Origin of the sequence: Coprococcus sp. AF19-8AC, assembly GCF_003603115.1 — a bacterium.
Taxonomy (GTDB): domain Bacteria; phylum Bacillota; class Clostridia; order Lachnospirales; family Lachnospiraceae; genus Coprococcus; species Coprococcus aceti.
In genome coordinates, this window is record NZ_QTMI01000003.1 from 1 (window position 1) to 22191 (window position 22191).

Annotated in this window: 25 protein-coding genes and 1 pseudogene; 23 read left to right on the plus strand and 3 right to left on the minus strand. The window is 41.4% G+C overall.

Annotated elements, in window-relative coordinates:
* The coding region (tnpA, locus tag DWX57_RS08185) for an IS66 family insertion sequence element accessory protein TnpA (protein ID WP_330514564.1) at positions 1-282 on the minus strand (282 nt) is incomplete at its 3' end.
* Between the two features lie 102 nt (positions 283-384).
* On the opposite strand from tnpA, the pseudogene DWX57_RS08190 reads away from it, so the two are divergent.
* A pseudogene (locus DWX57_RS08190) lies at positions 385-552 on the plus strand (cell filamentation protein Fic); the annotation flags it as partial.
* Between the two features lie 231 nt (positions 553-783).
* On the opposite strand, the gene DWX57_RS08195 reads toward DWX57_RS08190, so the two are convergent.
* Positions 784-1524, minus strand: coding sequence for a hypothetical protein (locus DWX57_RS08195; protein WP_120123549.1), 741 nt, complete (start codon positions 1522-1524; stop codon positions 784-786).
* Between the two features lie 165 nt (positions 1525-1689).
* Here DWX57_RS08195 and DWX57_RS08200 point away from each other — a divergent pair, with 165 nt between their 5' ends.
* The 4 genes from DWX57_RS08200 (at position 1690) to DWX57_RS08215 (ending at position 3668) form a co-directional block, all read left to right on the plus strand.
* A complete protein-coding gene (locus DWX57_RS08200; protein ID WP_120123552.1) occupies positions 1690-2196 on the plus strand; it encodes a hypothetical protein in 507 nt (168 codons plus the stop codon).
* Between the two features lie 325 nt (positions 2197-2521).
* Complete coding sequence (locus tag DWX57_RS08205; protein ID WP_120123554.1) at positions 2522-2773, plus strand: hypothetical protein; 252 nt, start codon at positions 2522-2524, stop codon at positions 2771-2773.
* A 63-nt stretch (positions 2774-2836) separates the two neighbouring features.
* Positions 2837-3187: an arsenate reductase family protein gene (locus tag DWX57_RS08210; protein ID WP_120123556.1), complete on the plus strand. Its 351-nt coding sequence runs from the start codon at positions 2837-2839 to the stop codon at positions 3185-3187.
* A gap of 10 nt (positions 3188-3197) precedes the next feature.
* On the plus strand, positions 3198-3668 hold the full coding sequence (locus DWX57_RS08215; RefSeq protein ID WP_120123558.1) for an HAD domain-containing protein: 471 nt from the start codon (positions 3198-3200) through the stop codon (positions 3666-3668).
* A 20-nt stretch (positions 3669-3688) separates the two neighbouring features.
* On the opposite strand, the gene DWX57_RS08220 is transcribed toward DWX57_RS08215, so the two are convergent.
* On the minus strand, positions 3689-4426 hold the full coding sequence (locus tag DWX57_RS08220; protein WP_165852783.1) for a helix-turn-helix domain-containing protein: 738 nt from the start codon (positions 4424-4426) through the stop codon (positions 3689-3691).
* A gap of 305 nt (positions 4427-4731) precedes the next feature.
* Between DWX57_RS08220 and DWX57_RS08225 the strand changes: the two genes are divergently transcribed.
* The 18 genes from DWX57_RS08225 (at position 4732) to DWX57_RS08305 (ending at position 22137) form a co-directional block, all read left to right on the plus strand.
* Positions 4732-5304, plus strand: a complete 573-nt coding sequence (locus DWX57_RS08225) for a hypothetical protein (protein ID WP_120123563.1) — start codon at positions 4732-4734, stop codon at positions 5302-5304.
* A gap of 105 nt (positions 5305-5409) precedes the next feature.
* The gene (locus DWX57_RS08230; RefSeq protein ID WP_120123566.1) at positions 5410-5907 is read left to right on the plus strand and encodes a hypothetical protein; all 498 of its coding nucleotides are present in this window, start codon (positions 5410-5412) and stop codon (positions 5905-5907) included.
* A 63-nt stretch (positions 5908-5970) separates the two neighbouring features.
* Positions 5971-6966: a hypothetical protein gene (locus DWX57_RS08235; RefSeq protein WP_243106200.1), complete on the plus strand. Its 996-nt coding sequence runs from the start codon at positions 5971-5973 to the stop codon at positions 6964-6966.
* Positions 6967-7065: 99 nt separating this feature from the next.
* Positions 7066-7233 carry a hypothetical protein gene (locus DWX57_RS14135; protein WP_004851867.1) on the plus strand — a complete coding sequence of 56 codons (168 nt, stop codon included), beginning with the start codon at positions 7066-7068 and terminating at the stop codon, positions 7231-7233.
* Positions 7211-7912 carry a metallophosphoesterase gene (locus DWX57_RS08240; RefSeq protein WP_120123571.1) on the plus strand — a complete coding sequence of 234 codons (702 nt, stop codon included), beginning with the start codon at positions 7211-7213 and terminating at the stop codon, positions 7910-7912. The genes DWX57_RS14135 and DWX57_RS08240 overlap by 23 nt, the downstream gene beginning before the upstream one ends.
* 41 nt (positions 7913-7953) lie before the next feature.
* The gene (locus DWX57_RS08245; protein WP_165852784.1) at positions 7954-8418 is read left to right on the plus strand and encodes a DUF4253 domain-containing protein; all 465 of its coding nucleotides are present in this window, start codon (positions 7954-7956) and stop codon (positions 8416-8418) included.
* 28 nt (positions 8419-8446) lie between these two features.
* On the plus strand, positions 8447-9160 hold the full coding sequence (locus DWX57_RS08250) for a metallophosphoesterase family protein (RefSeq protein WP_120123575.1): 714 nt from the start codon (positions 8447-8449) through the stop codon (positions 9158-9160).
* A gap of 27 nt (positions 9161-9187) precedes the next feature.
* Positions 9188-9883, plus strand: coding sequence for a metallophosphoesterase (locus tag DWX57_RS08255; protein WP_120123578.1), 696 nt, complete (start codon positions 9188-9190; stop codon positions 9881-9883).
* 177 nt (positions 9884-10060) lie between these two features.
* Positions 10061-10924 (plus strand): helix-turn-helix domain-containing protein, encoded by an 864-nt coding sequence (locus DWX57_RS08260; protein ID WP_022216827.1) that lies wholly within the window; start codon positions 10061-10063, stop codon positions 10922-10924.
* A 142-nt stretch (positions 10925-11066) separates the two neighbouring features.
* Positions 11067-13103 carry a RecQ family ATP-dependent DNA helicase gene (locus tag DWX57_RS08265; protein WP_120123581.1) on the plus strand — a complete coding sequence of 679 codons (2037 nt, stop codon included), beginning with the start codon at positions 11067-11069 and terminating at the stop codon, positions 13101-13103.
* A 98-nt stretch (positions 13104-13201) separates the two neighbouring features.
* On the plus strand, positions 13202-13636 hold the full coding sequence (locus DWX57_RS08270; protein WP_133300880.1) for a hypothetical protein: 435 nt from the start codon (positions 13202-13204) through the stop codon (positions 13634-13636).
* A 26-nt stretch (positions 13637-13662) separates the two neighbouring features.
* Positions 13663-14142 carry a GNAT family N-acetyltransferase gene (locus DWX57_RS08275; RefSeq protein ID WP_004851846.1) on the plus strand — a complete coding sequence of 160 codons (480 nt, stop codon included), beginning with the start codon at positions 13663-13665 and terminating at the stop codon, positions 14140-14142.
* Positions 14143-14271: 129 nt separating this feature from the next.
* Complete coding sequence (locus tag DWX57_RS08280; RefSeq protein WP_117550274.1) at positions 14272-14838, plus strand: cytidylate kinase-like family protein; 567 nt, start codon at positions 14272-14274, stop codon at positions 14836-14838.
* A gap of 87 nt (positions 14839-14925) precedes the next feature.
* A complete protein-coding gene (locus DWX57_RS08285; protein ID WP_120123583.1) occupies positions 14926-16692 on the plus strand; it encodes a MutS-related protein in 1767 nt (588 codons plus the stop codon).
* A gap of 103 nt (positions 16693-16795) precedes the next feature.
* Complete coding sequence (locus DWX57_RS08290; protein WP_015534677.1) at positions 16796-17515, plus strand: response regulator transcription factor; 720 nt, start codon at positions 16796-16798, stop codon at positions 17513-17515.
* Positions 17516-17582: 67 nt separating this feature from the next.
* Complete coding sequence (locus DWX57_RS08295; protein WP_120123586.1) at positions 17583-18800, plus strand: sensor histidine kinase; 1218 nt, start codon at positions 17583-17585, stop codon at positions 18798-18800.
* A gap of 108 nt (positions 18801-18908) precedes the next feature.
* The gene (locus DWX57_RS08300; protein ID WP_120123588.1) at positions 18909-19670 is read left to right on the plus strand and encodes an ABC transporter ATP-binding protein; all 762 of its coding nucleotides are present in this window, start codon (positions 18909-18911) and stop codon (positions 19668-19670) included.
* Between the two features lie 10 nt (positions 19671-19680).
* Positions 19681-22137, plus strand: a complete 2457-nt coding sequence (locus DWX57_RS08305) for an ABC transporter permease (RefSeq protein ID WP_120123591.1) — start codon at positions 19681-19683, stop codon at positions 22135-22137.
* Positions 22138-22191: the final 54 nt, after the last annotated feature.

Consider the following 22191-nt stretch of genomic DNA (forward strand, 5'->3'; position numbering starts at 1 on the left):
TATCTTTGAACTGCTGCACGAATCAAGGTCATTCTGATAATCAGCGCATTCCAGTTTGACTATCTGTGGCTTCTCCGATTCAACTGGCAATTCTGGTTGAGGGCCAGAGGACCGCATGAATGCTGCAAGTCTCAGCTGCTTGAACCAGTAGTAATACTGATCCTTTGATATGTTATTTTCAGCAAGCCAGTCCTTTGTTTTCATACCGCTGTTCCTGCACTCCTGAATAATCGCAGTCCAGGTCTCTAACTGCTTTTCCCGAATAGCAAGTCGTGTTGCCATAATCTACCTCCAGAATATCTGGATTTTTCGCTCTTATTTTCCAACTAGTTGAGGTAATTATAAAAAAATTCGGGTAAGATGGATAGGTACCAGCTATGGAGCGTTTACGATGACAGAGAGATTCTTCAGGATGCGGGTAAAATCACAGCAGAGATTGCCAAAGCAAAAGCTGAAACTGAATTTGAAAAATATCGTGTTATTCAGGATAGGCTGTTCATGTCTGATTTTGATAAGTACATGTTGGAATTGGAAGAGAATGCGAAGAAGTAGCATGAAACCAGTGATGATGTGGATGGGTTCGGATGAGTAACTTTCAGTTACAAAACATTACACTTTTTAACGATAGCTCAGACCTATCGTTAAAAAGTTCGTGAATATGATTCCAGACACAAATGCAAAAATCGGTAATTCATAAAGTCAACATTTGAACTACAAGGGCTGAACGCTCTGTCTAGAGCCTTCAGCCCAGTTATTATCATAGAAGATCACATTTACAGACTTTTATTTACACACTCTCAAATTGGCTACTAACAAACTATGGTTAGGTACCCCTATTATCCTATGTTTACCAAATAGATTCAGATACTCTGCTTTTACCACCCTTAAGTTGTCTGAAATACACAAATGATCAATCTTTAGATAGCCTCTATAACTAGTTCCATTAATAGGTACTACCTTAATCTCTTTCTTCTTGAGCGATTCGAGAAGTATCTGATAATTAAAGAAGCGCCTAGCGTTTTGCTCTCCATAGTTCTGGCTAATTACGCCGTGGTTTAGATTACCTACTATACATAGATTCTTAGTTTTAATAGAGTCTAGATAATCCAATACACGATCCCACTGCTCTTTTCTACCAATATAGTCCGTATCGTCGCTACCAGCAACCAGTATTTTGATCGAGATGATATCCAATATTAGCCCCTCTTTTTCTATTTGTAAATGAAGCATGTGTGGCTCAGTTAATATATGCAGTATCTTCACTGGATATTCCTTCTTTACCATACACATGATACCCCTCTGAGACGCATCCAGGCCTTTATATGGAATATATCCAGCTGTAGAAAAAGCTTCCATATATTCAGAAGTATTGCATTCCATGTACTCGAGATTACAGTATACATCTGCTTCTAATTTTAGCTGTTCTATTGCAACGTTCTTACTCAAGGAATAGTCTTTGAGCACCTTCCCTAATTTCCTCTCTACTCTTAAGTTCAATGACGTCTCTACGATCTTTAGGTCCATTTTTTTACTCCTTCCGAATAATCTTATTTTTGCTTCTATCGCATTCTACTCTAGCACACCATTTTCGATGTGTCAATAAACGAATATGCACTTATTGCAAAATTTATTGCAGAATTGATATGCCTGTGATATTATATAGAAAAGAGACGAAAGCGAGGTTATTAAATGTTCGAATATAATTTATCTGTCAGTCTATCTGATAATTCTACTCTTAACGATAAAATAATTGATATAATAAAAAAATCTGCAGATAAAGCAAACTCAAAAACAAATGCTTTGAGAAAAGGAAGATTTTTCAAAATAGGTGAGTTAATTGATTCTTCACATATATCAGTACAACTAATATCAGATTCTGAAGTTATTCCTTCAAGAGCTTTGACTGCATTATCTAGATCCATGATTGCTATAGATACCGAAAATATCCTAGAAGAGCATTTTTATCGCGGATGTGTTTTAAAATCAGAGATTATGATGCCTTCTAAAAATGTTAATATTACTAATATATCAGACGTCCAATTACTAACAACATTCACAGAGATGCTATTTGGTCAAACCAACATGAATAATAGGGATAAAAAATTGAGCAGAGAGTATACTGAAAAGATACGTTCAATAATACTCGAATACATTAATCAAAAAACACTAAATGATAATCAGTTCAAAGCGCAATAATTAACTTCTCTCAAAACGAGTGTGTGAATAAAAATCTGTAAATATGAAGAATGTGATAATTGGGGTAGATTATGATATACTATTTGGTTAAGGAAAGCTACAATCCAGATAGAACCTGTTTAATGTTTGAATTCGCGAAAAAACAAACAAAAAAATAAACGATAACAGAAAAGGAGCCCCCAAAAGGGTGCCGAAAGGGAACAAAGTTCAACAGTATATGAAGAAATTACAAGAGATACATATTCTCGAGAGAGAAGGAAGCAACAGAAGTGGACGTTGAATTATAGTTGATGAGAATAAAAAGAAAGATTACTAAGGAGACTAAGTGGACAGAAAAACCGAAGCCCTGAACTACCTGAAACAATACCCCAAGATGGCAAAATGGATGAATACCTGCATTTGTTGCGGTTCCATGGGTTACAATCCGGATATGCCAGACAAGATTACTTCGAGAGATGGCAATGGGGAATATAATACTGTATTTTCAAGAAACATAAAGAAGTATTTTTCTCCGTTGAGAGTAAATGACATGGGGATGTGCGACATTTGTCAAAAATATAGGGAAGAAAATCATTAAGCAACCTGATATGATGAAATTGAGGCTTGCAGCAATAAGCCAAATAGAAAAGGAGAAAAGGCGATGGAATTTATATGTTACCCAAAGTGTTCAACCTGCCAGAAGGCAAAGAAATGGCTGGACGAGAATAAGATCGAATACACGGAGCGCCACATTGTGGATGATAATCCTACATATGATGAGCTTAAGAAATGGTATGGTAGGAGTGGACTTCCGCTCAAGAGATTCTTCAATACGAGCGGCATGCTGTATAAGGAGATGAAATTGAAGGACAAGCTTCCTGACATGAGCGAGGATGAGCAGTTACAGCTTCTTGCGACAAATGGCATGCTGGTGAAGAGACCGCTTGTCGTTAGTGAAGGATTTGTATTGACCGGATTTAAGGAAAAAGAGTGGACAGAGAAAATGTTATAGGGGGTAAATGATGAGTTTTGCATTGTTTCTGGACATAGATGGTGTATTGAATACCCGGACGACAGTTGTGGGGGCTCCTAGTGGAAGAACTGGGATAGACGAGTCCAGAGTGAGACTGCTGAAAAAGGCGTTAAAACAGTTTGGCAAGGCGGAGATCGTTCTGACTTCGGATTGGAAGCTTATGAGAGAAGACGGGGACGACTTCTCATATCTTGTATCTATGTTGGGCAAATTTGGACTAAGCCTGTCTGGAAAGACAACCGATGTCTGGGTTGGCAGAGGTGAGGGCATCCAGAGCTATCTGGCGGAACATCCTGGGATAGATGAATACGTGATACTGGATGACAACACATTTGATTTCTCCAATTATCCTAAGCTTTGGGAACGGCTGTTGTTTACCAATGGCATAGAAAATGCCGAATATGCATCAAAGACACCGGCGATTGAGGCTATGCTTTTTCTGGAAGCAGTTAAGGATTGAAAAGCAACATATGAAAAAACTTAGACCGTCCTAAAAGGGTATTCGTGTGAGACTCTGCGGATCACACCTGCCAGTTGCTCCATAAGCCTTCTTTCTACATCTTCGAAATGAACCCTGCTCATGAGATAGGCATATGAATGCAATGCAATGATAGAAAGCACTGCATCGTGTTGTTCTGATTCATTCAGATTATCAAAGTCTGGATAGGAAAAGGCGAGGTTATTTCTTGCTTCTGTGAGAAAACATTTGTCTATAAATTCGTATATATCCGTGTATTTGTTAAATATTTTTTCTGATTTCAGAAAACGGGTAAATGTATGTTCTGAGTAGTCCAGTGGAAAAGTGGACGTGTAATATCTGCTGAAGAGCAGCTCCAGTCTGGATATAAAAGAGCTGGTGAAAGCTGTCGTGATCACATCCCTCAGTTTGTTGTAATAATTCAGCCATGTTATATATTGTTCTATCTCTGCATAGGAATCACCAGAAAAAAGCTCGTTTACCAGGATGGGAGCCATCTTGTTCTTCATGATAGTTATAACAGCATTCTCATCAAGCTTTAGTTCGTCGCAGCACGTCTTTACTGTAAAATTTCTTACCTCATCAAATCCGAGCAGGTAGTTGGGATCCACATTGTATAGATCACATAGATCCACAAATTCATCAAGTGAAGGGAGCCTTTCCATCTTTTTACTTTCGAAATTGGACATGGTGGAACGACTGCCGAGGTTTATGGATTCACATACCTTCTCCTGTGTCATACCTATACCTTTTCTTGATTTACTTAAACGATTCTTAAATTCGATAAAATTGTTGGCATGTGTGTCACTCAGACTGTGCTTCCCCATATATATAATTTCCTCCCTTGATTTTGATTATTCTTGGTGTAATGTCGATGCATTTAAATTAGCTTTTTATAGATTATATCACTAGTGACACAAATATAATACATTAATAATAAGAAAAGTGATAAAAATGTGTCAAAAGATGTGTACAGACAAACACATTGAAATGCAGTAAGCTAGAATAAGCATTGAGTAATACATTTGAAAAGGAGAAATTGGCTATGAATATGAATAAATCAAAGGCGAAGAAGATGTGTGTGGATTATATGAAACAGCACACACTGGAATTTCATGAGTGCTTAAATACAGATAATGGTAGTACATGTATAGTAGTGGCACTGCCACATTGCTATGATTGTCCGGACAAAAGGCTTGAGGCGGAGCTGTCTTTTTACGATTCATGCATTGAGGCGAGAGTTTTCTATAGTCAGAACGCAGCTTCCTGGGTGGAGAAATCAACTAATAAGGATGCCCTATACAGGCTTATGAACTTTATCAATGCCAGGGTCTGGCCTCAGAGTCACGATGGAGCAGATGGAACATTATATAGTGCAAATTGCCTGATATGTCCGCGTATCTATGTTACAGAGGATGACAGCTATGATATAACTGCGACAGCGATGATCGATTATAATATATGCGATATGGCACCGCTGGAGGTTATGGATGCGGTTACGGTGTCGATGCCACAGATATTGAATGAGCTTAGCGCTCCTATATTTCTTTTGGTGCTGGGCAAGATAGACGTTGAGACCGCAATGCAGCTTGTTCGGGAGAAATTTGGTATGGAGTGATTGACAGATTTAATCGAGGAGGGCGGAAACATAGTATAAAGAAATATAGCATAACAATCACAAAGTGTCAGGTGCAGATGAACGAGAGATGAAAGGAAGCGTTAGATGAGAAAAAATTTATATCTTTCTGAATTAGGCATTTCAAGAGCGATATATGCTGGGAATTTTGTTACTGAGAAAAAAAGATATAGAATGTATCAACGATATAAATATGGATTTGATTACCGAGATATTTTTAACCTAGATGCATCTTTTGCTGAATGGCTCTATTCACATATGCGCATGTACAGAGAGAATAGTATTCATGATGAAGAATTGCATACTGTTATATTTGAGGGAAATGAATTTTCTATCGGGGAAGCTATAGATTGGATCATACAAAAGACCGGTGAATATTTGCGGTATAAGTACTATTTGGATACACATTTTGACTATGTAGCCCGACATCCGTTTAAAGGGAAAATGCTTTGCAGGTTAAATCCATCTATCAGAAAATATTTAGAGGATTATGATTGGTCTGAAGAAAAGGAGCATGAGGTCGAGGAAGATTACATTAAGGCGGGGAGACTTTTTCTAGAAATAATGGGATACTGCTGGCTGTAATTGGACACACAAGTAATAGAGGGAGGAACTTTTATATTGTACGTGCGAAAGGAGAATAAGAGAATGGGGAAAGATTTTATCGATGAATTTATACCGTCAAAAGATACAAGAGCTTACCTGAATAGCATTCATTATGAATTCACGGATTTGGAGAAGGCAACGATTGTTGCAAACCATATTATGATTTCATATGAAGAAAAAGTAAAATGGCTAAATAATTTTATGCACCAAATATCTGATGACGCGTTAACAGATAGAATATCAAAGGCATTAGAGAATTTATCTTATAATGAATCTTTTTTTGACTTTGTATTTATTCCACATGACTTTCGACATGGGGATATTGTAAGATGCCTCTATGGTGACTGGAATACAACTGAGTTTTGTGAAAAAGTAGGAATAATTCTCAATTATTCTGATAAAGAATATGAGTTCTATAAAAGTGTTAAAGGGGATTATTCAGATGTTCAGGTTTGTGTAGATATTAAATTTGACGGAGCAGCTTATCAGGGAGAGTTTGAACACGAGCACATTAATCCAATATACATTGAGCGTATAACTTTAAATGAAAAAGATGAAAGAAGGGCATATCTCAATTACCTTACGAATTTATATAGCAAAAAGGATGCTATGGGTGAAACCGATAATAGTAAGCCTGAATATGCGGGTGGTTCTGATGATTTATTAGAGCAAAGATATCTTGGCAATTATATCCCGGTTCAAGATGAGGCTACTGGTAAATGGTGTGTGCAGATGGGATATGGTTTTGAAAGTGGAGATGTAAATTATATTGCAACGGAGTTCTCTGGAATGGGGTTAATATATCATTTGATGTATAATGGCGAGATGGATCACGTCCATGGATTCGATAGCGTGTTAGCTATGGTTTTGCAAGATCCGGAACATGTAGATATCGTAACGGACTATGGTGAATATTCAGAACAGGCAATCCAAATGGTGAAAGGAATAAAGAGGACAGTGGCATTTGTACAATCACATCACAGACCTATGACCAACGAAGAACTACGTAAAAATAGATTAGAGATAAAGAATAAATGAGAAAATAATTATGGGAACAAATGAAGATTTGCCAAAGATGCTGATGCCTGTTTAATAATCGAGTATTCTGGTGACGCTGAAGAAAAGGACATCTTTCACATGGGTGTAAAGACTGGAAACATTATAGAGATAGATAAAAATGGCAGAGACGAACTATACTACCCCCAATCTACATTGAGAGCCTGGTATGATGATATGAAGGAAAGATTGCTGGAAGATTATTATAGTGGTAGGGGGCATATACATGTATCATTATATTATTGCTGATATACACAATTCGATAAAAGAGTTTAATAGTATAATAGACCAGATAGCCCCCTCAAGACAGGATGAAATCGTCCTGCTTGGGGATGTCTTTGATCGCGGAGGGGAGAATTCAGATCCGGTTGGCGTTTACTTTAGCATTTTGCGGCTAAGCATGAATGTAAACGTGAAGTGGGTTCGAGGCAATCACGATCACATGCTCGCGGAGTATATTTATTCTTACTATGGTGGAAAGAAGAGATGCAATATACCACCATATCAATACAACTCGTTTGATCTGATGAAGGATAGACTTGCTCCAGTGGACATGCTGGACTTGGCTGATTTGATAAAGGGGCTGCCCCTGCAGATAGAGATCAATATTGGATCAAAGAAATATCTTCTTGCGCATGCCATGACATTTGATCCAGCACTTGTAGAACAGGATGATACGTTGTATCTGGAAGGTCTTTATGACATGGAAGAGTATTGGCGCCAGGGCGTGAAAGGGTATGTATCACTTGTAGGCCATACAGATTCAAGCTACCAGTATAACAATTCACATGGTAGATATCTTGATGGACAACATTCAATTTGGACGAATGATTTGGAAAATGTGTACATGCTGGATTGCGGATGTGGCTTGCCAAATGGGAGGCTGGCCTGCATATGTTTGGAAACAGATGAGAGATTCTATGCATGAATTGGGCAGTCAAGAGGTTAATAATAAATGAGGAAATACATATGGGAAAAAAGATAAATATCGAAGCGAGTGATGAACCTTGTATGTTCCAGTTCTTTAAAAAGTATATACACCAGACAGACAAGAACGAATTTTATTGTGATAACAGGGTTGTTGATATCAGTAACCCTAATCCGGGAGTAGTTGTTGATTTTAAAAATATTGATCACACTTATGAAGTATTTGCAGTACTTGGAAATTATTGGGGAGGATGGAACTCTACGCCGACAGCAGCAGAGATGTATAATAGAGCTAAGGAATGGGAAGAGCGATTTGGCACGGAGATAGTTGGATTATCATATAACAGCGTTGATTTTGCATTGAACCGAAAGCTATCTGATATAGAAATAGAGGATTTGATCAAAGAATGTGAGGATATTCAGGCAGATGCGGCTTGTAGTGGCGGATATGAAGAAATGCAAAAAATAATAAGAGAAAAAGGCGAGCTTCATATATGGTGGGATTAATATTATAAATATTGGGGAGGCGATTTAAGTGGCTACATATGTTATTTCAGATATACACGGAATGTACAGTAAATTTATCGAGCTTTTGAATAAGATCAAGCTGAAGGATACGGACACTCTGTATATTCTGGGCGATGTTCTGGATAGGGGGCCAGATCCGATCAAAACATTGCTCAAGATAATGAGCATGCCAAATGTGATCAGCATGCTTGGCAATCATGAGGATATGGCGCTTGACTGTCTTAAGTTTTTTATGACTACTGAGATAACGGAGCAGTCGTTGGCTGGAGTATCTGAGGAGATGCTGGAGAATCTGGTAACCTGGCAGTATAATGGCAGCAAGACGACTATAGACGGGTTTCGGGCACTGGACAGAGCGAAGCAGCAAGAGGTCATTGACTTCATAGAGGATATGCCAGAGATAGAGGAGATATCGGTAGCTGGACAGAAATATCTACTTGTGCACGGCGGACTTGGGGACTTTTATCCGGGCAAACCTATCGAGGATTACACGATCGAGGAACTTATCTGGGCAAGGGCGGAGTATGATATTCAGTATTTTGATGACACTTATGTTGTTACAGGCCATACCCCAACACAGGGAATACCGGGTAATCCCAGACCTGGATACATATACAGACAGAATAATCATATCGCCATCGACTGCGGTGCGGTGAGAAGAAGCGGGCGGCTTGCGGCGATAAGGCTTGATGACGGCAAAGAATTTTACACAGGAGACTGATGTTCAAGAGAACAGGGAGGAGTGCTTATGAGGATATATTGTATGAGTGATATTCATGGCTGCATAGCTGAATTCGTGGATGCTTTAGCTTTGGTGTGGGATCACCTGGATGAGCCTGATACTATGCTTTGCCTGCTTGGGGACTATATTCATGGAGGTGCAGATGGTTATGCAGTCCTGGATAAGATAATGAATCTGCAGAAGAAATATGGTCCTGATAAGGTAGTTGCTCTTATGGGTAACCATGAGGAATTTGTTCTTCTGGGAGACTCGAGTATAAACCGGCTGATCGGTGTCTTTGATGACGATGCAGATGATGCCCGGGAATGTGATGATGACAGATATATAAGATGGATCGAGAATCTTCCGAGGTATTTTACAGAGGGCAACACGATATTTGTCCATGCTGGCATTGATGAGGAAGCCGGTGACATGTGGGAATGGATGACCAGCGAGGACACTTATGTCAACAAGTATCCGGCGGAGACCGGGAAGATAGAAGGACTTGATATGAAGGTCGTAGCCGGACATGTTGGCACAGCAGAGATCTCCGGGGATTCCAGATTTCATGATATTTACTATGATGGCGAATCGCACTATTATATAGATGGAGCCGTGCTGGACAGCGGCATAATTCCGGTCCTTCTAGTTGATACTGATGAGGACAAATATTACAAAGTCACAGAGTCTGGTGAATGGCTTGTACAACCATTTACTACTTAGTCCTTTCCCTTAAAATACAAAGGCGCACAGTTCCGTTGGGAGCTTGTGCGCCTTTGTACATTCATTTGCTGAGAACAATATAGCACGGCGGGAGTGAAAATCGAATCTAAGATATTGCAGTAAAGGTGGATATGTACTACAATATCCGAAAAGTCGGAAGTGAAACGGGGGTACATTGTGAAGGTATATGAGAAGATATTTGCAAGGCTTGACGAACTGAATATGAGCCAATCAGAGCTTTCGAGAAGAACGGGGATTTCCACCAGCACGATAAATGACTGGAAAAAGAAGAAGATCAATCCACAGGCGGATAAGCTGGTTGCTATCTGTAGGGCATTTGATATGTCGCTGGCAGAGCTGCTTGGCGATGATGAGACGGAGAACAGCAGTGTTGATTATAGTGCCGAGGAGAGATATCTGATCGAGTGTTATCGCAGGTCGGATGACCAGGTGAGAAAACATATGCTTAGATATATGGAGCTCATTGACAATGTTGAGCCAAATGAGATGAAGACACCACAGAGGAATGTTGCCGTTATACAGGATGTGGATGGGAATAATATTGTAGTTATCAATGATATTATTTTTAAAGGAAAACGATCCATAACATGGTCTGATGTTGAGAAATATCTGCGCCGGTATGTGGGAGAGTTTTATTCTATAGCAGAGACTGGAGATATAGTTTATATTGGTACGGATCTGCCAGATGAGTATACAGGATCTAATTACACAAAACATATTAAAGGGACAGTGGCAAAAGCAAAGGCAAATGCGGCTCAGGCAATTCCGGAGATCATTGAAATAGCAACATCCAAAACAGTGGAAGAAAATAAAAAAGAGAAACATAGCCGTAATGCTAAAAATGGATGGTATAGATATGATACCAGATTTGCGTTACCGGTTTACGATGAAAGTGGTGAGGTTGAGCGATACAATGTGTTTAGTGCAAGATTATTGATCAGACATGCCGCTTCTGGGAAAATGTATCTGTACGATGTTTTAGAAATAAAAAAAGAAACGAGCAAGCCTTGTCAGGTGTAAAACCCTACCCAGTAGAAAACCCATTTCTTAATAAGTAAAGAATAAATCATGCTAAAGAAAAAGTCAACAGACATTTGAGGCGGAGGTTTCGGATTTGTAAATATTATTTATTTTAGCTTGAAGAGGCTGGAAAGGACATAGATTGAATTTACAGGAGACATTAAAACACTATTTTGGATATGACAGTCTGAGAGCAGGGCAGCAGGAGCTTATAGATGGAATACTTGCAGGCAGGGATGTACTTGGAATCATGCCAACCGGAGCGGGTAAGTCGCTGTGTTATCAGCTCCCTGCACTCATGATGGGTGCTTCCGGTAAGGGCATAACGATAGTTATCTCACCGCTAATATCACTTATGGTAGATCAGGTTAAGGCACTGAATCAGGCGGGAGTTCACGCTGCGTATATCAATAGTACATTGACAGAAGGACAGATCAGAAAAGCTTTGGAATATGCCGGACAGGACAGATATACACTCATGTATGTTACCCCGGAGAGACTTGGCACTGCGCAGTTTCTGGATTTTGCCGGCAAGGCAAGTCTTGCAATGGTGACAGTTGATGAGGCTCATTGCATATCCCAGTGGGGACAGGATTTCAGACCAAGCTATCTGGAAATAGCGGATTTTATAGATAAGCTGCCAGTGCGCCCTGTTGTGAGTGCGTTTACCGCTACAGCAACAGATATAGTAAGGCGGGATATCGTCCAGAATCTTAGACTTGAATCTCCTGTCACGATTGTCACAGGATTTGACAGACCGAATCTGTTCTTCAAGGTTGTGAACAGGAAAGGCGGACGTGAGACGGACAACAGTGTATTGAACTATGTCAAGAGACATGAGGGAGAGAGCGGGATCATATATTGTGCTACCAAGAAGAATGTGGAGAAGGTACACGAATTGTTGGTGGCACATGGAATATCTGCCGGTCGGTATCATGCCGGATTATCGATGGAGGAGCGCAAGAGGAGTCAGGAGGATTTTACATATGACAGGCTCAGTGTGATGGTGGCGACAAATGCATTTGGCATGGGTATTGATAAGTCAAATGTGAGGTATGTGCTTCATTATAATATGCCGCAGAGCCTTGAGTATTACTATCAGGAGGCTGGAAGAGCCGGACGTGATGGTGAGGAAGCGGAGTGCGTACTGTTCTTCTCAAAGCAGGATATCATGATAAACAAGCGTTTGCTGGAACATAAGGTCAGTTCTGCAAATGCAGGCATAGACGATGATGAACTGCGGGCAAATGACCAGCGGAAGCTGAATCAAATGATACGTTATTGTGAAACGGATCAGTGCCTGAGACAGTATATACTGAGGTATTTTGGAGATGAAAGCCCTTGCACATGTGACAAATGCAGTAATTGTGTTGTGACGGAGGAAGAGACTGAGCAGTCATACATAACTGACAAACGTGCTGTGAAAAAGATGGCGGTGATGGCTGATCTGACAGATGAGGGAATGGAACTGTTTGAACTTCTCCGGGCTGGACGCCTGGAGCTCGCAAGGAAGCAGAATGTGCCGCCATTTATCATTTGTTCGGATAAGACTCTCAAGGATATGTGCATTAAGTTGCCGAGAAACAGTGAGGATATGAAGAACGTATATGGTATGGGAGTGCAGAAGACGGAGAGTTATGGAGAGACATTTGCAGAGATTATAGACGAATTCTGCCTTGCACATACGGAATATGTGGAGAGCATGAAAGCGGAAGCTTTGGATTCTGACAATCCTGGTGACTTAGGGACACAAGGTGTGGAATCGGAAAAGCAGCGCAGAAAAGAGAAAACAGTCAGGAAGAAAGAGTTCTATATTGATCCGAACATGCTTGATGATGTGGAGATCGTCGATGAATGTATTGTTTCTGAGCTGGCGAATCGTATAAATGAACTGAATCAGAAACAGGGAATCACAGGCATGAAAAAGCTGACAGCGGCATTTATCAATGGTCTGCTACAGCAAAATGGCTACATTGAAGAACTGGACATGGATGATGGCAGCAAGACGAAGCGGGTTACCTCAAAAGGGGCGGAGATTGGAATTCGTGAGGAAGAGCGGAAAGCGAAGTTTGGCAGAAGATACTATGCAATCACACATAGCAGGGAGAGCCAGAAGGTGATAATAACTCTGCTTAAGGAGTATTTTTTCACAGGATACGGTGAGGGAATAGTGGAGTGAGAAAAATATTATTCATCTTAAAGGGACCGAAATCGATACGTTTAAAAAGAAAGTGATAGATTACTTTATGATTAACAATAGATTGACAATAATGAGGTATGAAGATAATGGTATTTGAAACTATATACAGTTTGTATGAAAAAGAAGTAGTAAACGAGATTAAGAAATTAAAAACGGATGAAGAAATAAAATTTATTGAAAGAAAAGGAATTATACGAGATATTGTGTTGAAAAGGTTGGCAAAAGCATTAAGTGTGGCTGTATACAGAAATGGAAAGATAGAGGATGTACATGCGGGGGAATGCGAAGGGGAAGACTATTTTAGAGGTATACCGGATAGTTGTATGAAAGCAATTAATATTGATGTTTGTAATAAAATATATACGATGTTAAAACTATTGCTTAGTACAGATGAGGATGATTTTAAGATAGCTAATGCAGTTCTAAGATTCTCAGAGATGTGTGCGTCAGATTGGAATGAACCAGAACTGGATGATAGTATATACAATAAAGAACTGCTTGATTTGTTGTAATCATTTTTAGAAAGAGGATCAGACATATGAAGATAATAAATGCAACACCAAAAGACAAAGAAGAACTGCTCTCGCTCTATCACGCCATGATAGGCGGACCGTGTGAGTGGAGCGAGAATTATCCTGACGAGAATACCATAGCATTTGACCTGAAGAACGAGGATCTGTTTGTTATGAAGAATGACAAGGAAGAGATTGTAGCCACAATATCCATAGATCACGACGATGCTGTTGAGGCACTTACGTGCTGGAGAGCAGATCTGGCTCCATCGGGAGAACTTTCAAGGCTGTGCGTCAGGAAGGATATGCAGGGACAGGGAATTGCGAAGACTATGATGAACTATGCCTGTGATGTCCTGAAAAGCAGAGGCATGAAGGGCGTTCATATACTTGTCAGAGAGGGACATGTGGTGGCGCTTTCGACATACGCCAAGATTGGTTTTGAAACGGTTGGAGAGTGTGATCTTTTTGATAAGCATTTCGTATGTATGGAACGGGGATTCTAAAGAGGTAGATATTGCAAGTTATAGGATGCAGCTGCAGCTATATTGTAATATAATGGTGGTGTATTGTTTGATGAGTTATAGAGATGAGACATTTCTATTATATAAGAATGATGAGCGGAGGTGCACAGAATGATAATTACAATAGGCAGAGAGTGTGGATGTGACGGCGATGAGGTGGCAGCAAGACTTGCCTCAAAATATGGTATAGCCTGTTACACAAAGAAAGAGATAATAAGGCTGGCAAAGGAGAAGGGTGTGTATGACAAATATCCGTTTTTCTTTGGAGAGAAGGCTATAGATTCTATGATGCAGTCGGTGTCAGATGACTTTGTCGTGAAGAGAAGAAAGACCCCGGAGGAGGTACTTGAGAGATTGCTTGACGGACAGGATGGCGTTGTAGTGGGAAGAGCCTCGGACTTTGCATTCAAGAACAGGAACGATGCAGTGAGAATATTCCTGTGCGGAGATAAAGACAGCAGAATAAAGAGGATAATGGACAAGCATGGCATATCAGAATCAAAGGCAAAGAGTATTGTGGAGGAGACTGATGCCAAGCGAAGAAGCTATCATGACTATTACTCAGGAGAGAACTGGGGATATTCAGGACATTATGACCTGTGCCTTGATGAGGCGAAGCTCGGCGTGGACGGCGTAGTGGAGATGGTCGCGGCGTATATGAAGGTAATTGGCAAGTAGAATTGAGACAGATGGCAGGCAGATAGAAGCCGGATAGTGTGAGTTAGTCAGAGAGGTTTCTGACATTATGATTTGAAAGGTATAGATATGGGAGAAAAAGCAACAGGAAAATACAGCCTTTTGGTTCCGGAAGGGAAGTATTCGTTTAAAACACTGAGCCCTGTGACCATGCATGATCTGGGATTGGACATGATATGCAGGCAGTTGTCTGCAAATGAGTCCGAGCAAAATTATATAATGGGCGTTATGTCACGGATATATGCAGAGCCGTCTGTTACAAATTACAGATGTGGCGTGTTTGACGATGTCATAGGGAATAAGCAGCTTCGGGACGATATGATGGAGATCCTTGGGAAGATAAGCTTTCTCAAGGACTATGGCAGCTTTAAGCGTGACTATGATGAGAACTCAGGTATATGGGATCTTATGCACAGACTTGATGAAATTGGAGATTATATAGAGTGTGTGGATTCATTATATTCCAGCCTGAAAGATAGGAATCTGCATTCTGAGGGATTTACAGGCCTTAAGGCGTATGTTCAGAACATATATGAAGATAATGGTTTTAGTGAACTTAAGAAGGATATAGCAGAACTTAAGAAGGTGAGCGGTGAGGTTAGGAGTATAACCATAGGAATCAATCTGAATAACAGATATGAGGCAGATGGTGTCGGCTTGATATCAGTCAACAGCAAGCAGTTTACAAGGGGCGGCGTGCTGAGTAATTTCTACGGACATCTTATGTCCAGAGACAAAATAAATGATAACATTGAGGCAAAGAACGACTATAAATTCCAGCCGTTAGATGCGGTAAATGAAGCACTGTCAAAATTTCAGCAGGAGCTGCAGGGAAGAGTCGTAACCGGGGGCGCAAATAATCTGGCGGCAGGTATGGTGGGAATCCCTGATTCTGACAAATCTAAAGACATTACAAGGTATACAGACAGGGTAGTCACTAAGCTTATAACAAGAATTGTAAAGAGAATGAGGGAGACGTTAAATAAGTATGTGTCGATTACCATAACTGACATGACGGATCTCATCCCGGAGCTTACATACTATATAAGATGGGCTGAGTATATAGAAAAATTGCAAAGCAGAGGTGCGGTATTTTCCAAGGCAAGGGTTGTGAACTCTGCATATCAGCCGGACGCAGGTACATCTAAGGAAGCCAATTCCAAGAGCAGATATTATATGAAGGCTCGTGGCGTATATAATATCAAGCTTGCAGCATTTGATACGGAGGAGTCGGAGCACATAGTGACCAATGATCTGGACTTTGACAGCGAGCACAGAGTGTATATTCTGACAGGAGCAAATAGGGGTGGAAAGACGACCATAACCCAGACGATAGGTCAGCTTTTTGTACTGGCTCAGGGTGGTATATATATCCCGGGTGATGAATTTGAATTTGCTCCTGTGGACTGCGTATTCACGCATTTCCCTGCTGACGAAGACAAGACCCTTGATCTTGGAAGACTTGGTGAGGAGTGCAAGAGATTCAGGGAGATATTTGACGGTGCAAATGATCGCAGTCTCATACTTCTCAATGAGACGTTTTCAACTACGTCATTTGAGGAGGGCTATTATATAGCCAGAGATTCCGTGAGAGCTATTCTGACAAAGGGAACGAGAACGATATACAACACCCATATGCATAAACTGGGCTTTGATGTGGATGAGATGAATGAAGGGCGTACAGAGGGCAAGGTATATTCGCTGATCGTACACAACGAGGGCTCACAAAGATCTTACAAGATCGAGATAGCGCCACCCGCTGGCAGATCATATGCCAGTGACATAGCGGAGAAATATGGTGTTACATATGACATGCTGGTGAATAAAGAAAAATAGTTGGCTGTATGCACTGCTTGTGGATGATATTACAGACGATATGTGGGCAGTTTAGAGTCATATAATATGAATTGTCTACAGTGAAGATATTGGAGGGTATAGGATGACAGAAAAGCATACAGACAAGAGAACAATACTTATAGTGGATGATGACGCTGATCTGTCTATGCTGATACAGGATATGCTGGAGGACAACGGCTATGCTTTTCTGTACGCAGCCAGCATAGACGATGCATATGAAGTGCTGACAGATAACAAATGTGATCTCATACTTCTGGATATCAATCTTCCTGATGGTACAGGTTTCTCATTCTGTAAAGAACTCAGGCATACTTCGCAGGTGCCAATCATATTTGCAAGTGCAAGGACGAGTGAGGATGACAAGGTGAATGGCCTTGATATGGGTGGAGATGACTATATCGCAAAGCCGTATTCACTGAAAGAGCTTATGTCTCGTATCCGTTCGATACTCAGGAGAACTTATGGTGTTGATGACAATAAGTCTGAGATGTTGACCCTGAACACAGACGGGAACGAGATAGAGATCAACAGGCACGCACGGACTGTGAACAGAAACAAAAGTAATGTGGATATGAAGCCGAAGGAATTTGACCTGCTTGTATACATGGCGGAGAACAGAGGCAGGGTATTGACCAAGGAACAGATCATGAGTGCCGTGTGGGGGCTGTACAGCGATGTGGAGCCATCCACGGTTGCGGTGCATGTAAGGTGGCTCAGGGAAAAGCTTGAGACAGATCCTTCACATCCGCAGCTTATCCGTACGGTATGGGGAACGGGATATGTGCTGGGAGATAGTGAATAGACAAAGACAGTGAGAATAATATGAGCTTGTAAGGTGGATGTCCACTTGGCAGCTATAGGGAGTTTATATGAAACGACATTCAGTAAGAAGCAATATAATAAAAATGCTGATCGTGTTCATGTGCGCCATAACCATAGTTTTTGCCTGGCTGTTCTACAGGGAGAAGCAGGACGAGACACGGCGGATAAAAGATGATGAATATGGGCAGTATATAGTGGAACTGAATGAAGTGAAACAACTGTATGATTCGGGATCCACAGATGCTGACGAAAAGCTTGACGCTGTAATGAATGAACTCAGGGAACAAAAGCTAGATACCGGCAAGTCAGGACTTAGGAATATAGTGATCATGTATATCGTTGTCCTGTGTGTTGTGATTGTATTATTCCTGTACATATACGTGTGTGTTCTCAGGCCATTTGACGAGCTGGAGGATTATGCATCACATCTGGCAGCAGGTGATATGGACACCGAGCTTAAGTACAGACGGGTAAATATGTTCGGAAGCTTCACGTGGGCATTTGACCATATGAGAACTGAGATAATGCATGCCAGGCGGAGGGAGCAGGAAGCGATAGAGAACAACAAGACTGTTATAGCCACATTGTCACATGATATAAAGACTCCGATCGCATCCATAAGGGGATATGCGGAGGCGTTGGTTATGAACATGGATGCCACGCAGGAGCGCCGGGAGAGATATGCGTCGGTCATCATGAAGAAATGTGATGAGGTGACATCCATAACGAATGACATGTTTATTCATTCCTTGCATGATCTGGACAGACTGGTGGTGAAGAGTGATGAGGTTGAGATAAAACCTCTGATGGAACAGATCCTGTCAGATATAGGACTTGGTATGAATATCGTGGTGAATGGAGATATAACCGAGGCAGTGCTTGAGCATTCAGATTCGGGAAGAGTGGTTCAGGTGATAGAAAATATACTGTCAAATGCCTCTAAGTATGCCAGAGACACGGAGATAAGTATTACCACTGGATATATAGATCCAGAAGAACTTCCAAAAAATGTGCATGTAAGTGGTTCGGATGCAGTATATCGATTGTCGATAAAGGATCAAGGAACAGGAATCCCGGATAAGGATATGCCGTTCATATATGAGAAGTTTTATCGAGGGGAAAACTCCGGTGATGAGCCTGGAGCGGGCCTGGGACTGTTTATTGTCCGCTATCTCATGGAGAGAATGGGCGGATATGTGGAACTTGTAAATCATTCCGATGGCCTGGAAGCAGTGTTATATTTTGCAGCAAGAAAAGTTTGTTAAGGACTTGTTAATAAATAGGGTGGTATGGTTGTAGCACGGTGGCGAAGTGAAGATCCGTAGAGGATGTCTGAACGCCCCACCGTGCTACAACTATAAAAGGAGAGAAAAATGGGAGATATAATACTTCAGGCAAGAGATCTTTGCAAAAGCTTTTCCAGTGAGGGCGTGCAGAACCATGTGCTCAACAACATGGATCTGGATATTTATAAGGGAGATTTTACAGTCATCATGGGAGCGTCAGGCTCAGGAAAATCCACACTGCTTTACAGTTTGTCGGGGATGGACAGACCGACTTCGGGAAAGGTCATATATGATGGCGAGGATATAACAGAATACAAAGAGAAACGCATGGCAGAACTCAGGGTGTATGAGTTTGGATTTGTGTTCCAGCAGATACATCTTGTGAGCAACCTCAGCATTAGAGAGAACATACTTGTGCCGGGTTATATGAATAAGAATACGAGCACAAAAGAGACTGAGAACAGGGCTGATGAACTCATAAAGAATATGAATATAGAAAGTGCTGCTGACAGACTTCCTGCACAGGTGTCTGGCGGAGAGGCACAGAGGGGAGCTATTGCCAGAGCGGTCATCAACAGTCCGGGTATCCTTTTCGCGGATGAACCGACAGGCGCATTAAATCGTAGAAATACCCAGGATGTGCTGGATCTTCTAACCGAGCTCAACGTGGAGGGACAGAGCATACTCATGGTTACCCACGATGTGAGAGCTGCCATCAGGGCGAACAGGATCATCTACATAGAGGACGGAAGGATCATAGGTGAGCTGAAGCTGTCACAATATATTGAAGAAGACCGCAAGAGACGTGAGAGCCAGATAGATGCATGGCTTGGTTCCATGCAGTGGTAGGAGGTAAAGGATGAGATATATCATGATGGTGCTTCGAGGAAATATGAGAAGGAACAAGGGCGTGCATATAAGTGTGTTCGTGCTCATGCTTATCATTTCTCTGGCATTCTGTTCAGTGCTTTCTTATTACACGAATTCCATAAGACATGATTCGGAAGCTATGGAAGAGGTTGGTTATGGAGGTATGCTTGCCGCACTTTATGGGGAGAACAGGCTGGATGCCTATGGAACAAGTGCAGACAAGATAATAAAGAATATTGGCAAATGTGATGCGGTGCAGGAAGTGAAAGCAGCAGATGTTGTATATCTGCTGCTTAAGGACTGCAATGGAAAAGGCGGAAACAGCAGCTTCGTTTTGAATGATACAGACAGCGTGCTCACATATGATCAGTATGATGTGGATAACAAAATGACAGATCGCCGGCTTGAAAAAGGTGAGGTAAGTGTGCCGTTCAGTTTCATAGGTATGTATGACTGCAAGATTGGTGATACAGTCGAGCTGGGCAATGATAATGGTTCTTATACCTTCAAAGTTGCGTCATTTTTCGAGGATCCATATATGGGATCTTCGGTCATGGGAATAAAGACGATATTGATCTCAGATGAGGATTTTGCGGATCTCAAGGCAAAGGCTGCGGAAGATAATAGAAGCGGACTGGAAGATGACAAGAGATCCTTTGAATTGTCAAAGCTTATCATAATAGATAAAAAGCCGGGCCTGGACCTTACGGAGATGGAGTTTGAGAGAGAACTGAATAATGTGAGTGATTTCGCGTCATATTGCTGGATAACTTTATCAAAGGAGCAGGCGGGAAGTTACATGCTTCTTATGACAAAGGTATTCTCCGCGGTGCTGCTTATATTTGTTGTGCTGCTTCTGGTGGCGGCTATGATAGTCCTAGGACACAACATCGGCAGCAGCATAGAGATGGATTTTGTTAACATAGGAATACTCAAAGCGGTCGGAATGACAAATGCATCGGTGAAGCTGGCGTTGCTTGCCGGGTATATGTGCACTGTGGCGGCTGGACTGTTTGCTGGAATACCACTGGCCATTCCGATACTAAAAATTATAAATAGTGCCACAAGATCTTCTTCAGGACTTGAAGTTCCGTCTGATATTAATGTAGGACTTGTGCTGTGTGTCATATTGGCGATACTGCTTCTGGTAGCAGCATTTATCATGTTGAAGACAAGGAGAATATCCGAGGCCACACCTATAAAGGCGATAAGAGGTGGACGGGACAGTGTGCATTTCTCAAGCGTTCTTAAGCTTCCGGTCTCAGGCAAGAAACTTGGTGTGAGTCTTGCATACAGACAGTTTATATCTGAGAAGAAACAGTATGCCGCAGCCATCATAGTGACTGCTATACTTGCCATGTTCATGATACTTATGAATGATATGATGCGCTGGTTTAATTCACAGAATATGCTGGTGGATATGTTTTCAGTCACGAAGTATGACCTGACTGCTTCGTTTGTCGATGAGGATACGCAGAAGGATATAGAGAATGTTATATCAGAACACACAGCGTATAGAAAATATCAAATGTTCAGCGAGTACCTTCTGTTCGATGATGTGCAGATGTATTGTTATATAGTGGAGGACCCTGATATGATCAACACGATAAGAAAGGGAAGAACCTGCACATATGACAATGAAGTGCTGATAACCCAGTATGTGGCTGATGGATTTCACATGAACGTAGGTGACACAGTCACAGTCAAGCGCGGCGGCGTGGCAAGGAAGATGGTGATATCCGGCATATACGATTCGGCAAATGATATGGGCAAGAACTTTGCAATTAGTAAGGCTGCATATAGTAAGTTTGCCCACGAAGAGACCGTAAGTGAGTCTGGTGTCAGTGGAGCTGCCAAAAGCAGTTCAGATGAAGAGGAATGGAGCGGCAAAGGAATATGTTATGATCTTGACAATACTGATGAATGTGATGCGATAATCCAGGAGATAGATAAGAGATATGGCGATAATCAGGGCATCACGTATTCAATACATTCAGCAAAGGATGATTTTGAAGGAGTGGCGGGTACAGTCAACATTGCAATACAGGGACTCACATTGCTCACATATATGTTGGGGGCTGTATTCGTGATAGTCACGATCATAATCGTCTGTGGCAAGGTTCTCATGCGTGAGCAGAAGGATATCGGAATATATAAGGCACTTGGATTTACATCCTTCAGACTCAGATGCCAGCTTGCGGTCCGCTTTATCGTGACGGCAGTTGTGGGTTCGCTGCTTGGTATAGTTCTGGCACTTATCGTCAGCAAGCCATTCTTCAAGGCAGGATTTGAATCATTTGGAATATACAGTTTTAATTTAAGTACAAGCGTGATATCACTGGTTATACCATTGGTATTTATGAGCGTGTTATTCTCTGTGGTAGCATTTATCAGAGCGGGGAACATCAGAAAGGTTCAGCCGCAGGTGCTCATCGCAGATCAGTAGAAGTATATAGGAGAGTGGAACTATGTATACAATGTCAGTAGACAAGGTGGGTAT

Coding starts and splice junctions, on each gene's coding strand:
- DWX57_RS08285 (WP_120123583.1), top strand. CDS start 14,926: ATGGGAGAAAAAGCAACAGGAAAATACAGCCTTTTGGTTCCGGAAGGG.
- DWX57_RS08300 (WP_120123588.1), top strand. CDS start 18,909: ATGGGAGATATAATACTTCAGGCAAGAGATCTTTGCAAAAGCTTTTCC.
- DWX57_RS08235 (WP_243106200.1), top strand. CDS start 5,971: ATGGGGAAAGATTTTATCGATGAATTTATACCGTCAAAAGATACAAGA.
- DWX57_RS08290 (WP_015534677.1), top strand. CDS start 16,796: ATGACAGAAAAGCATACAGACAAGAGAACAATACTTATAGTGGATGAT.
- DWX57_RS08200 (WP_120123552.1), top strand. CDS start 1,690: ATGTTCGAATATAATTTATCTGTCAGTCTATCTGATAATTCTACTCTT.
- DWX57_RS14135 (WP_004851867.1), top strand. CDS start 7,066: ATGGGTGTAAAGACTGGAAACATTATAGAGATAGATAAAAATGGCAGA.
- DWX57_RS08305 (WP_120123591.1), top strand. CDS start 19,681: ATGAGATATATCATGATGGTGCTTCGAGGAAATATGAGAAGGAACAAG.
- DWX57_RS08270 (WP_133300880.1), top strand. CDS start 13,202: ATGAAGATAATGGTATTTGAAACTATATACAGTTTGTATGAAAAAGAA.
- DWX57_RS08230 (WP_120123566.1), top strand. CDS start 5,410: ATGAGAAAAAATTTATATCTTTCTGAATTAGGCATTTCAAGAGCGATA.
- DWX57_RS08255 (WP_120123578.1), top strand. CDS start 9,188: ATGAGGATATATTGTATGAGTGATATTCATGGCTGCATAGCTGAATTC.
- DWX57_RS08245 (WP_165852784.1), top strand. CDS start 7,954: ATGGGAAAAAAGATAAATATCGAAGCGAGTGATGAACCTTGTATGTTC.
- DWX57_RS08210 (WP_120123556.1), top strand. CDS start 2,837: ATGGAATTTATATGTTACCCAAAGTGTTCAACCTGCCAGAAGGCAAAG.
- DWX57_RS08240 (WP_120123571.1), top strand. CDS start 7,211: ATGTATCATTATATTATTGCTGATATACACAATTCGATAAAAGAGTTT.
- DWX57_RS08220 (WP_165852783.1), bottom strand. CDS start 4,426: ATGACACAGGAGAAGGTATGTGAATCCATAAACCTCGGCAGTCGTTCC.
- DWX57_RS08195 (WP_120123549.1), bottom strand. CDS start 1,524: ATGGACCTAAAGATCGTAGAGACGTCATTGAACTTAAGAGTAGAGAGG.
- DWX57_RS08215 (WP_120123558.1), top strand. CDS start 3,198: ATGAGTTTTGCATTGTTTCTGGACATAGATGGTGTATTGAATACCCGG.
- DWX57_RS08295 (WP_120123586.1), top strand. CDS start 17,583: ATGAAACGACATTCAGTAAGAAGCAATATAATAAAAATGCTGATCGTG.
- DWX57_RS08225 (WP_120123563.1), top strand. CDS start 4,732: ATGAATATGAATAAATCAAAGGCGAAGAAGATGTGTGTGGATTATATG.
- DWX57_RS08275 (WP_004851846.1), top strand. CDS start 13,663: ATGAAGATAATAAATGCAACACCAAAAGACAAAGAAGAACTGCTCTCG.
- DWX57_RS08280 (WP_117550274.1), top strand. CDS start 14,272: ATGATAATTACAATAGGCAGAGAGTGTGGATGTGACGGCGATGAGGTG.